11 protein-coding genes are annotated in these 11,936 nt (G+C 64.2%); 5 read left to right on the plus strand and 6 right to left on the minus strand.

Annotation, left to right across the window (positions count from 1 at the left end):
* Nucleotides 1-109: 109 nt before the first annotated feature.
* The 3 genes from DDA93_RS07950 to DDA93_RS07960 all read right to left on the minus strand — a co-directional run bounded on the left by DDA93_RS07950 (nt 110) and on the right by DDA93_RS07960 (nt 2,580).
* Nucleotides 110-1,174 carry an ABC transporter substrate-binding protein gene (locus DDA93_RS07950; RefSeq protein ID WP_116778448.1) on the minus strand — a complete coding sequence of 355 codons (1,065 nt, stop codon included), beginning with the start codon at nt 1,172-1,174 and terminating at the stop codon, nt 110-112.
* A gap of 133 nt (nt 1,175-1,307) precedes the next feature.
* On the minus strand, nt 1,308-1,535 hold the full coding sequence (locus DDA93_RS07955; RefSeq protein ID WP_116778449.1) for a PLDc N-terminal domain-containing protein: 228 nt from the start codon (nt 1,533-1,535) through the stop codon (nt 1,308-1,310).
* An 88-nt stretch (nt 1,536-1,623) separates the two neighbouring features.
* A complete protein-coding gene (locus DDA93_RS07960; RefSeq protein ID WP_116778450.1) occupies nt 1,624-2,580 on the minus strand; it encodes an alpha-L-glutamate ligase in 957 nt (318 codons plus the stop codon).
* A gap of 177 nt (nt 2,581-2,757) precedes the next feature.
* Here DDA93_RS07960 and DDA93_RS16185 point away from each other — a divergent pair, with 177 nt between their 5' ends.
* Nucleotides 2,758-3,168, plus strand: coding sequence for a hypothetical protein (locus DDA93_RS16185; RefSeq protein ID WP_133185465.1), 411 nt, complete (start codon nt 2,758-2,760; stop codon nt 3,166-3,168).
* A 119-nt stretch (nt 3,169-3,287) separates the two neighbouring features.
* Here DDA93_RS16185 and DDA93_RS07975 read toward each other — a convergent pair whose 3' ends face one another.
* Entirely contained in the window at nt 3,288-4,607 is a 1,320-nt protein-coding gene (locus tag DDA93_RS07975; protein ID WP_116778453.1) for a M20 family metallopeptidase, read from the minus strand.
* Between the two features lie 197 nt (nt 4,608-4,804).
* Here DDA93_RS07975 and DDA93_RS07980 point away from each other — a divergent pair, with 197 nt between their 5' ends.
* Nucleotides 4,805-5,029: a hypothetical protein gene (locus DDA93_RS07980; protein ID WP_019484238.1), complete on the plus strand. Its 225-nt coding sequence runs from the start codon at nt 4,805-4,807 to the stop codon at nt 5,027-5,029.
* A gap of 254 nt (nt 5,030-5,283) precedes the next feature.
* Nucleotides 5,284-6,582 carry an MFS transporter gene (locus DDA93_RS07985; protein WP_050995040.1) on the plus strand — a complete coding sequence of 433 codons (1,299 nt, stop codon included), beginning with the start codon at nt 5,284-5,286 and terminating at the stop codon, nt 6,580-6,582.
* A gap of 83 nt (nt 6,583-6,665) precedes the next feature.
* Here DDA93_RS07985 and DDA93_RS07990 read toward each other — a convergent pair whose 3' ends face one another.
* On the minus strand, nt 6,666-7,862 hold the full coding sequence (locus DDA93_RS07990; protein ID WP_019484236.1) for a TerC family protein: 1,197 nt from the start codon (nt 7,860-7,862) through the stop codon (nt 6,666-6,668).
* A 108-nt stretch (nt 7,863-7,970) separates the two neighbouring features.
* On the opposite strand from DDA93_RS07990, the gene DDA93_RS07995 reads away from it, so the two are divergent.
* On the plus strand, nt 7,971-9,089 hold the full coding sequence (locus DDA93_RS07995) for an alcohol dehydrogenase catalytic domain-containing protein (RefSeq protein WP_116778477.1): 1,119 nt from the start codon (nt 7,971-7,973) through the stop codon (nt 9,087-9,089).
* Between the two features lie 36 nt (nt 9,090-9,125).
* Here the strand turns inward: DDA93_RS07995 and DDA93_RS08000 are convergent, their stop codons facing one another.
* Nucleotides 9,126-10,871, minus strand: a complete 1,746-nt coding sequence (locus tag DDA93_RS08000) for a choice-of-anchor I family protein (RefSeq protein WP_243400555.1) — start codon at nt 10,869-10,871, stop codon at nt 9,126-9,128.
* 312 nt (nt 10,872-11,183) lie between these two features.
* On the opposite strand from DDA93_RS08000, the gene DDA93_RS08005 reads away from it, so the two are divergent.
* Nucleotides 11,184-11,870, plus strand: coding sequence for an SDR family oxidoreductase (locus DDA93_RS08005; RefSeq protein ID WP_024476599.1), 687 nt, complete (start codon nt 11,184-11,186; stop codon nt 11,868-11,870).
* The last annotated feature ends 66 nt before the right edge of the window (nt 11,871-11,936 follow it).

Here is an 11,936-nt window from a genome sequence, read left to right on the forward strand (position 1 = left end):
CCATTTCAACCCACCCCGGCCCATAGAGCAACCGGTGATGCGGCAAAGGCGCCCCGCTACGTGAACTCCTCACGCGGCGAAACGCCTTTGCCAAACTTCTGGAGCCGGTTTAGCCCTCGGCCTGCTGCGCCGCCTCGTCCAGCATGGGGAGGAAAGTATCCAGCGCCCAGGGGAGGCTCAACGGGGTGGCAGCCGAGATCGACAGGGTGAGGGTGTTGTCCGGGTCGGCAACCAGAGCGCCCGACTCGACGGCAGGGATCTGGCTCAGCAGCGGATCTTCGGCAATCGCCTCAGCTGTGGCTTCGTCGGGAACCCAGGTGACGAAGATGTCCGATTCGAGCTCGTTTGCGCGTTCGGCGGACCAGGGGATAAAGAATTCCTCTGAACCCTCGGTGCTCTCGGTGACGACGTCGGCCTGGACCATGCCGATCGACTCAAGGAACCGCGGTCGGTTGTCGTTTGCGGTGTAGATGCTGACGCCTTCAGCACTGGCTGGGTCGAGGTTTCCGTAGATGAAAGTTTTGTCCACAATTGCCGGATAGTCGGCAGCAGCGGTGGCCACTGTCTCTTCGGTTTCGGTGATGAGCTCTTCGGCTTCGTCAGCCAGACCGAGTGCGTCACCGATGATGCGAGTCGATTCCTGCCACGGGGTGCCATAGGCGACCTCGGGGTAGGCAACCACTGGAGCGATCTCGCTCAGGGTGTCGTAATCTTCCTGGGTCAGCCCCGAGTAGGCGGCCAGAATGACATCGGGGTTTGTGGCTGCGACCTCATCGAACGCGTAGCCATCAGCTTCCGAGTACTGCACCGGTGCGTTCTCCGTGCCGATCGCCGCGCCGAGCTCTTCCAGCTTGGCGTCCTTCCACGGGGTGGAGGCGTTGTCGTTTCCGCCATACTCGTCGCTCTGCATGCCGACGGGGACGACGCCGAGGGCCAGCACGACGTCCGCGTTGACCCAGTCAACCGTGGCCACCCGTTCGGGCAGCTCTTCGATGACCGTCTCGCCGAACGCGTGCTCGATGGTGACGGGGAACTGGTCGGCAGCACCGGCCGCGACGGGAGCATCGGAGCCCGAGCCGCCATCGGCGGGACCTGTACTGCAAGCGGATAGGGCAAGGATGGTGGCGGCGGCCGTAGCGGCGGCTGCGAAACCGCGCAGGCGGGTGGGGGCCATGGGGGCTCCTCGACTTTCGGGAAACTGTGATTCGCGGCCGTTCGGACGCAACAAAGTAAGGCTAGCCTATCCTTGGACCTATTACGAAATGTTTATGTTGCGTAATAGGCCGAGGCCTCCGCCCGCCCCGGTCTCAGCCGGGAATAACAGGATCGCTGGTGCAGGCCTCAGTAGCGCGGTAGATGAACCAGGCCACTGCCCCGAAGAGCGGGACGACGACAGCGAGTGCAATCCAAAGGGCCTTCGCCGTCGAGCTCAAACCAGCACTACGCGCCACCGAGATGATTGCCGCAATAGCGAGAATCATCACGCCAACCCACACCAAACCAACCCACACCATCAACGTTGATACACCGGTCATCGTCTAATCCCCCTTTGGAACTCACCGACGCCGAGCGTCAATGGAGCCGTCGTCCTCCTTGGTGTCCCCCACCCTATCGAAGCCTCCCCTAGACAGGCACGGCAATTCCGGCCAGGTATTCGACCAGGGCGTCCGGCGCAGAGCGGGGCGCCTGAGCCTCGACAACCGCGTTGTAGTTCGTGTTGGTGTTCACGTCGTAGGTCAGGATGCGGCCGTCAGCGGTCTCAATGAACTCGATTCCGCACACCTCGATGTTGTTCCTCCGGGTGAACTCGAGGTACTTCCCGATGATCGGGTGGTCGAAGCCCTCGCGGAGGCTGAACAGTTGCTGGCCTTCCTCAGGTGCGATGGTGGCGCCGGGCGGCATAATGGGCTTGCCGGTGACGGGGTCAATGGCGCAGGCGTCGGCCGGGCAGAGCTGGAAGCCACCTCGCGCGGTGTCTGCCTGGATGGCGTAGATGAATTCGCCGCCCACAATCTCAACCCGGGTGATGATGGGTTCGGCTGCCTGGATAAACTCCTGGATCAGTGTGATGCCGTCCTGTGGTTCTTCGAATTCGGGCGACTCCACGTATTCGGCCAGTTCCTCGTGGCTTTCGAACTTGCGGACACCCAGGCCTTTGCCACCCTGGTTGTGCTTGGTGATGAAGGGGGCGGGGAAGCCCGCCGCCGCGTCGAGGATCCGGTGCTTGCCGATGGCCGCCACCGTGCGTGGCGTGTCGATGCCAGCCGCCTTCAGGGCGGTCAATTGGTCGACCTTGCTCATCTCTAGCTCGAGGATTCGCCGACCGTTGACCGTGCGGCGCCCGTGGGCCTCCAGCCAGGAGAGCACCGCGCGGGCGTAGTCCTTGGACAGGTGGTGGTCACGGGTGTGCGAGGAGGCACTGATCCGCGACCAGAAGATACCCTCTGGTGGCTCCTGGTCGAGGTCGAGGACACCGTCGGTGAGGAGCCACTCCTCCACCTCGATGCCCCTGGCCTCGAAGGCCTTGGCGAACGGTGGAAACCAGTCGGGGTTTTCATGCAGGGCAAAAATCTTGGTCACGACGTACCTCCAGCTTGGGTTCTCTGGGCATAACGGCGCTGTCAGGGGACCTATTCCTGCAACTTTGTGCGATGCAGGGGCCTGCGGGGACTTTAGCCCCTAGCAGCCGCAGGCCCGTACCGGTTTCATGAGTACTACGCGAGAGATGCGGTATCAAAGGGCAGGGGCGCTACACCGATGAAGACCCACACACCGTCGCCGATGGCCAGCGCCACGGTGGCGACGAAAACGGTAGCGACGAACACTGGCGCCACGCGGGAAAGCCCGCGGGAACGCTCGATGGCCGCGCACCCTTCCGCCTCGCACCTGAAACTCAGGATCCTGGTGACCACCGACGCCGACCTGGATAGCGTGCACATCCATGTCCACGGGTGCGTCTCACCGGTAAGCATTCACGGCCTCGACCTCCTGGTGCGACGAGCCAGTGCGCTGTCCCCTGACACCAGCGTCATCCTGGATCTGAGCGAATCCCAGGCCTGGGATTCACTGCGGGCGGACCTGCAGGGACCCTCGATCCTTGCCAGGCTGCAGCCCACCCTGTCGGCGCCGGGCAGACTGCGGCTGCGGGTCATCCCTCCCCCGGACTAGCGCCTTAGCCGCGGGCGGCGGTGGTGGACATGGCTGGTGCTCCCCTGACGTGCGTCGCGCAGGTTTCGTTGAGGAGGGTTCGCTCTGCCCGGCGGCGCAGTCGAATAGCGGATCAGCGCTCAGTCGAAGTAGGACGGAACGTCGATGGGCCCGCCCTGCTCCTCGAACTCCAGGCGCACCTGCCGCTGGAGCACTGGGTCCATCAGGTAATCCAGGGCTGTCAGCGCAAGACCAGCAGCGCCGTCGTACGCTCCCTGCACGGCCGCCTCGGACGCAGCAGCGGCAGCGAAGTCGGTGGTGTGCAGGGCGGTGCTCTGGTCGGCGATTTTGATGAGCGGGTGGATGCCCGGGATGCGGTAGCTGACGTTGCCGAAGTCGGTGGACGCCGCGAGGGTGTCGGAGACGACGCCAGCGGGGAGCGGGTTGCGTCCGCGCCGCTGCTGGGATTCCACCCAGCGCCCGGTGAGCGCATCGTTGGTCCGGATCGGGAGCGACGGCGGGTGCTGGTCCCAGTCAAGTTCCACTGTGGTGCCGGTCATGAGCGCCGCGCCGCGGGCGATGTCCTCCAGACGTTTGCTGAGGTCCTTGAGCGTGTCCGGGTACCTGGAGCGGGCGTAGAGCTTCATGACCGCCCGATCCGGGATGATGTTGGGGCTGCGTCCACCCTCGGTGATGTTGCTGTGGACCCGGTCAGACGGCGGCAGCTGCTGACGGAGCAAGCCAATCCCCTGGTAGGTGAGGCTGGCGGCGTCGAGCGCGTTGCGGCCCATGAACGGCTGCGCGGAGGCGTGGGCCGCGATGCCGGTGAACGTGATGGTGAGCAGCCGGCGCCCCAGCCAGACCTGGTCCGCGAGGTCGTAGCCGTAGGGGTGCACCATGATGGCGGCGTCGACGCCGTCGAACGCCCCATTGCGGGCCAGGAGCTCCTTGCCGGAGTGCCCTTCCTCGGCGGGGGTGCCGAGGAAGACGACCGTGCCGTTGAGCCGGTCCTTGATCCCGGCGAGCGCAAGGAAGGCGCCCACTCCGGTCGCGGCGATGACGTTGTGGCCGCAGGCGTGGCCGATCCCCGGGAGCGCGTCATACTCACTGAGCACCGCAATGGATGGCCCATCACCAGCGCCGCGGATTTCGGCCCTGACGGCGGTGTCCACGCCGTGGGCCCCCAGTTCGGCGGCGACCCCGTGTTCGGCGAGAATGTCGGCGATCAACCGGGCACTGGCATGTTCCTCAAAGGCGGTTTCCGGGTGAGCGTGGAGGGTGTGCACTATCCGCCGCAGGTCGTCGTGGAGGGCTTCGACATTACTGTCGACGGCGGCGCGGAGGTCCTCCGCTGCGCCGTCGAACTGTGACTCAGGCGGCACTGCGGTCAGCAGCCGGCGCTGGGTCTCGGAGTCGAGTTGATTGAGGTACGCCGGGTCAGGCGAGGCTGGTTCGGTCATCCTGGTAGCTTAGGCAACTCTTTGCCGGCGTGGCAGCCCGGCAATGCGATTCCGGGTCATGAGGCGCGGCCTGGCGGGGCAGTACGGGTCAGGACGCAACAAATTCACCGGGCCGAAACACCCCCGCAACACCTTGGGCGAACAATAAAACCATCGGTCGGACCTGCCTGCCCCGGCCACAGAACCAAGGAGTCATTATGTCCCTGCTTACCGCCACCGCCATCACCCGAATCCATGACCTCGGTATGCTGCGCCGAGGGGACGAAATCGAGGCGCATCGCAACCGTGAGGTCCACTACAGCGGCTATGTGGAAGACACCGCGCCGGGCCTGGGCATCGTCTGGATCCGCGACGTGTCCGACGGCCGCCGCGCCATCCTGCATGCGGACGAATACGCCATCTGGCAGATCAGCGCAGACTAGCGAGTCCTTCCTGATCATTACGTCTCCAGATCCGGTCCGACGTCGGCAATCCTGCCGGCGGGAGCCAGGGGTGCGTTAGCCATCGACTAACGGCGTCGCTAGGGTTGATGGCTGACCTAGCCCTGCCGGCCGCCCACCAGGCTGCTCAGCACGGCCCGCACCGAAGGACGGAGCCACCAGTGACTGTCGAAAACCAACCACCCCATAGCGGGTTCGACGCTCCGGAGACTGATACTCCGGAAGGCAAGAAGACAATCCGCCGGGCCATTGGCGCATCGGCAGTAGGCAACGCCACCGAGTGGTACGACTACGGGGTGTACGCGGTGGTCCTGACCTACATCACCGCGAACTTTTTCCCCGGCGGCGCCGAATGGGCGCTCGCCACCTTCGCCATTTCCTTCCTGGCCCGTCCGTTCGGCGGCTTAATCTGGGGGCCTCTGGGCGACCGGCTGGGACGCAAGGCCGTCCTGTCCCTCACCATCATCCTGATGGCGGGCGCGACCTTCTCCATTGGCCTGCTGCCCACGTTCGATCAGATCGGTTACTGGGCGCCGGCCCTCCTGGTGGCGCTGCGGATCCTGCAGGGCTTCTCGACCGGCGGTGAATACGGCGGAGCTGCGACCTTCATGGCAGAGTATTCGCCAGACAAGAAACGTGGCTTCCTGGGCAGTTTCCTCGAGTTCGGCACCATCTTCGGGTTTGCACTCGGCACCGCAATCACCCTGTTCCTGCAGATCCTCCTCGGCGCTGAAGCGATGACCGACTGGGGCTGGCGGATCCCCTTCCTCATCGCGGGGCCGATGGGCCTGGTCGGGTGGTACCTGCGGTCCAAACTTGAAGACACACCGGTTTTCCGTGAACTTGAAAACAACTCGGGCACCGAAGACAGCGGACCCACCACGTTGAAGCACCTGGCCAGCAAGTACTGGCGTCCAGTGCTCACGATGGCTGGCCTGGTGATCGCGCTCAACGTCGCCAACTACACCTTGCTCAGCTACATGCCCACCTACCTGCAGACGCAGATTGGCCTGTCCGACGACGGCTCCCTCACCCTGATCCTGATCGGCCAGGTGGTGATGATGATCCTGATCCCATTTGCCGGCGCACTCTCGGACCGGGTGGGTCGAAAACCGCTGTGGTGGGCCTCCCTGGTGGGACTCTTCGTCGCGGCCCTGCCGATGTACATGCTGATCGGCACCGGGTTCACCGGGGCATTGATCGGATTCGCCGTCCTGGGCATCCTCTACGTCCTGCAACTCGCAACCATCTCGGCGACCTTCCCGGCAATGTTCCCCGCCCATGTGCGGTTCGCCGGGTTTGCGGTGACGTACAACCTCGCGACGGCGCTGTTCGGCGGGACTGCGCCGCTGGCCAACGAAGCGCTGATCGGGGCGACCGGCAACCTGCTGGTTCCGGCCTTCTACTTGATGGGCGCGTGCCTGATCGGCATGATTGCCATGCCGTTTGTCAGGGAGACAGCCGGCGAATCCATCAGGGGCACCGATATGCCGGGTGACCCCACGGCTGCCGAACTGGCCACCACCCGCAGCTGACCCGACCGGGTAACCACTGAGGGCGGCACCGCGATCATCGCGATGCCGCCCTCCGTGCGTAGGGTCCGGGTGGTGTTGCCGGTCTAGCGAGTGGGTTCGCGGTCGACCGCTTCCCCGTGGGCCAAGTGGGCCCGGCGAATGAGGTCCATGAATTCGGTCTCATTCCGGATGAGGCGTTTGTACTTCTCGGGGAGCTGGCGGAGCATTTCTTCCTCTTCGACCATGCGGTTGAAGATCTTCTCACGCTCGTTGATGTCGGTCTCGTACTCCAGGTCCATGTACTCGGTAGCATGGCGCTTGGCCCCGGAGACAGCATTCTTCGCTTTACCCTTGGGGCTGAAGACCGAAGCCAGCACGGTGACGATAAGCACTCCGAGAATGACTGACAGGGACAACCCGGTTGAGATCTCGACCACCGGGACGGGCTCGCCCTCGTTGATGAAGCCCAGGTTATTCTCGTGCAGCGCATGGAGGATCAGCTTCACGCCAATGAAGCCGAGGATGATCGCGAGGCCGTAGGACAGGTAGATGAGACGGTCCAGCAGGCCATCGATCAGGAAGTACAGCTGACGCAGTCCCATCAGCGAGAACGCCGTGGCGGTGAAGACAATGAACACGTTCTGGGTCAGGCCGAAAATCGCGGGGATGGAGTCCAGCGCGAACAGGATGTCAGTGCCACCAATGGCTATCATCACCAGCAGCATCGGCGTGAGAACGCGTTTGCCATTCTCGATGGTGAACAGTTTGTCGCCGTCGTAGTGATCGGTGGCCGGCAGGAAACGCTTGGCCAGACGCACCACGATCATGTCGCCGTGATCTTCGCCGGACGTCGGCTTGAGCAGGTTGCCGGCGGTGAGGATCAACACCAGTCCGAAGATGTAGAAGATCCAGGCGAACTGGTTGATCAGTGCGGCGCCCAGGAAGATGAACCCAGTGCGGGCGATCAACGCGAAAATGATGCCAAAGAGCAATACCTTCTGCTGGTCGGCGCGTGGCACCTTGAAGCTGGCCATGATGATGAGGAACACAAACAGGTTATCGACCGACAGTGCTTTTTCAGTGACATAGCCGGCAAAATACTCGGTCCCCATGGTGGCGCCCCCGAAGACCAGCACGGCGAGCCCGAAGAGGATTGCGAGCCCCACATAGATCGAGGACCACACCGCAGCCTCCTTCAAGGTCGGGGTGTGCGCCTTACGGACGTGGAAGAAGAAGTCGAAGAGCAGTAGCCCCACAATTCCGGCGATCGTTAATGCCCAAACAATTGGGGATACTTCCATGCGGTTTGTTCTCCTCAGACGGGTGGCGTAGCACTCACGGTAGTTTGCACGGGGAGTGGACGGCAAGACGGTCCCAGGCCGTACATTGAACTCATGAGTCCCTCCACGATGCGTAGCGCGGTGCTTCACAAGACCGGCGCGGCCCGCCCCTACGCCGACAGTGCTCCACTCCGGCTTGAAAAACTCGCCGTTCCCTCGCCCCGGCCGGGCGAGCTCCGCGTAAGGATCGAGCGGGTAAGCCTCTGCCATTCGGACCTCTCGGTGATCGACGGTTCACGGGTGCGTCCACTGCCGATGGCGCTGGGGCATGAGGCGACCGGCGTCGTCGACCTGGTCGGCCCGGATGTCACCGACATCACAGCGGGTGACCGGGTGGTTCTGGTGTTTGTACCCAGCTGCGGGTCCTGCCGCGCGTGCGACGCCGGCCGCCCCGCCCTCTGCCACCGTGCGGCTGAGGTCAACGGCAGTGGGGATCTACTGCACGGCCCGGCCCTGTTGCGCACCGCCGATGGCGACAGGATCAACCACCATCTGGGCGTCTCTGCGTTTTCCGGGTATGCGGTGGTGGCCCGCGAGTCGGTGGTGGTGATTGACGACGACGTCCCCTTCGATGTCGCTGCCATGTTCGGTTGCGCGGCGCTCACCGGGATCGGGGCGGTATTGAACACCGCGCAGGTCAGTGAGGGGCAGTCGGTCATTGTGTTCGGGCTCGGCGCGGTGGGCTTGATGGCGGTGATGGCAGCCGCTCAGGTCACGGGTACCACGGTGATTGCCATCGACCCCCTGCCAGCGAAACGTGACCTTGCACTACGATGCGGTGCGACGTCGGTTGGTGCCCCCGACGCAGCGGAATCCCTGGTGCAGGCACTGGGCAGTGACGGGGTGGATGTGGCGATTGAAGCGGTCGGCAGTGCACGCGTGATGGAGGCGTGCCTGGGGTTGCTGACCCGCGGCGGTGCGCTGGTTTCGGTGGGGCTGCCGCACCCTGATCAGACCCTCACCACGCAGGCGCTGCAGTTTGCCGGTGCGGGTAAACGCCTGCTCGGCTCCTACATGGGGGACTCGGTGCCCGCCCGTGACATCCCCGCATATCTGGCGCTCTGGCGTGAGGGGAAGCTGCCCGTTGAGCTGCTCCACACCGACACACGGGACCTCGGCGACCTCAACGAAAGCCTCGACGCCCTGGCCGAGGGCCGCGTTGTGCGGCGGATCTTCACGCTCCGCTAGCGGCGGTGTGGGCAGTTTTTCGCCGGACCGGTGCGGCTAACGCCGGTGCTTCAAAACCCGATCGACGCTGAACATCGTGGTGGTGCCGCTGACTTCGTTGCCGACAGCGAGCAGCGGCTTCCCGGTGGGTGAATCCTTCGCCGAGATGAAGACCAGGCCCTCGGGGCCCAGATCCCCGGCCGCGCCCAGCGTGGACGGATCATCTTCGACTGACGCTGAGAAGTCGCGGTTGTTCACGTAGGTGACGAACGTCGAGTGCACGGGCGAGGTGATGTCGTAGACCATGACGCCGCCCACCCGTTCGAGCCCCACGAAGGCATAAGTCCGCCCATCCACCTCGCCTAGGGTGACGCCCTCGGGCTCGGGGCCCTTGTCGTCACTGCGACCCTCGAAATTGCTTTCACTGTGGTTCGAGTTGAAGAATTCGGGGACGGCTTCGGCGGTGATCCGTTCGAAATCGGCCGCCGTGTCGAAGACCTTGGTCCCCTTGTCGGTCCAGATGGACATCGACCGGGTGCCGTAAGTGAATAGTTCTTCGTAGCAGGCTCCGTCAGCCGAGAGTCCGTCGGCAAGCGTGATTTTCAGGCGACCAAGATTCTCGTCCTGCTGCAGCTGCTCGACGGTCATTTTGCTGCCGTCAGCGTTGCGCTTCATCGTGTCGAAATCCTCACAGATCGGCGGGAGCCCGTCGCCCAGATCCTTGACCCTCGCTTCCTCGGAGTAGCCTTCCCAGTCGCGGGCGTCACCCTCATTGGCGGAGACGAGGTACGTTTTGCCCTTCGCTGTGTAGGAGGCGATGGCGTCCGGCTGGTGGAAGCCCTTCACCGGCCAGTTCGCAATATTGATGGCGTCGTCCCGGTCCGAGACATCCATCGGCGTCGTGAGGCGGTCGACTGTCCCAAGCGGAATTATCCTGGTGACCTTGGCCGACTTCAGGTTGACCTCGGCAACCGCGTTGGCCTCCTGCAGCGAGACGTACGCGGTCCTGCCGTCCTTCGCTACGGTCACGTACTCGGGTTCGAGATTCTCGGAGACCGGGTACCTCGGTTGCACTCCGGTGGCGTCTTCGCGCCCGCCGTTGATCCTGACGCCGTCGGGCAGGTTCTTCTCAAAGGACCGGAAGCCGGCGGTCTTGACATCCTGCTGTCGGGGAACCTCGATCCGGTTGTGCTTCAGCTTTACTATCGAAACCGACCCCTCGGGATCCACCGAGTAGTCCTCGGCCGGCTCGGCCTCATTGGCGACGACGGCCTGATCGCCCCGGGGAGTAAAGGTCACCATGTCGGGGAGGGCGCCAACGCGGACGGCGCCGAGGGTTTCGCCGTCGCCGTTCGCATCGAAGAAGACCAGCCAACCCTGATCGGTTTTGGTGGGTGCTTCCACGGCCAGCGCTCCGAGGCCATCCGCTCTGACGGCCACCGAGTTCACGACTGCGCCGGCAGGGATCCGCGACCCGTCGCCCGACCTGACGCCTTCAGTCACGAGGTTGAACAACTTGGTTGGCTGGTTCGGGTCCTTGACGTCGAGCACCTCGACCAGCGCCTCGGCGGCGTTCACCACGAGGAGACGCTGGGCGCCCGGGTAGTGGGTGACGATTTCGGCTGCGCTGGCGTCGAAAATCCCGGTCTCGTAGGTGCCGATCGGGTTCAGCGAGAGTGCAGCGCGATCGGCTGAGTACCTGACCGGGTCCGCTACCACGTTGGCGGTAGCCGGAGCGGCGATGCCGAGGGTGCAGACGATGGCTGTTGCGGCGATCAAAGTCCGCGGGCTGTGCTTTTTCACTTTGGACGTCTCTCGATAGATGCGGCGGGGCAGAGTCGGGACCGCTGGGCCACCTCAGGGGTCCGGTGCGATGGCCCGATGGCTGAACGCAAATTACTCTAGGTTGAACGCAAGTTACTCTAGGTGCCCCGACTCCCCCGGTTCGGAAACCGCAGGTTAACGGCTGAGGAACGTTTGGTTGGAGTGGATTTGTTGCGGCAGGAGGCACCTCTTTGAGTGACCGTGGCGCAGATACGGCCCTCAGGGTCGGGGCGGCGCGAAAAAGCGCACTCGCCAGCGCGGACGGGGGCACCCACCAGTAGGATGTGCACCATGACTGAACTGCCTGTTGCCCTGATCACCGGCGCCTCGCGCGGCATCGGCCTTGCCATCGCCCGCGAGCTCGCCCCCACCCACCACCTGCTCCTGGGTGGCCGTGACGCCGAGGCGTTGAAGGACCTCGCCAGCGAGTTCCCCTCCGCCGGGCCCTTCGCGGCCGAACTGACCGAGCTCACGCCCGACGTCGTGCACGGCATCTCCCGCCTCGACGTGCTGGTGCACTCGGCGGGAGTGCTGCAGATGGGCCAGGTGGCAGACCTTACCCCCGAACAATGGCGGAAAAGTTTCGAGGTCAACGTGTTCGCCGTAGCGAACCTGACCCGGCTGCTGCTGCCAGCGCTGCGAGCCGCCAAGGGCCAGGTCATTGCCATCAACTCGGGCTCAGGGTACGCCTCCGGCGACGGGTCTGCGCTTTACAGCGGCACGAAGTTCGCACTGCGGGCCTTCACCGATGCCCTGCGGCAGGAGGAACGCGCAAACGGCGTCCGGGTCAGCTCCATCCACCCAGGCCGGGTGGCCACCGACATGCAGCAGGAGTTGCACGACTTTGAGGGCAAGCCCTACCGGCCCGAGGAATGGATCCAGCCTGACCAGGTCGCCAAAGCGGTCCGCCTGGCAGTGGACGCTTCACGGGATTCGGTCATCGAGTCGCTGAACATCCGGCCATCCGGAATGGTCTGACCCGACACCTTCCAACGGTGCCTTCCTCGCCGTCCCCATCATTCGGATCGAGTCAACACGAATAAC

Origin of the sequence: Arthrobacter sp. Bz4 (genome assembly GCF_003075455.1) — a bacterium.
Taxonomy (GTDB): domain Bacteria; phylum Actinomycetota; class Actinomycetes; order Actinomycetales; family Micrococcaceae; genus Arthrobacter_D.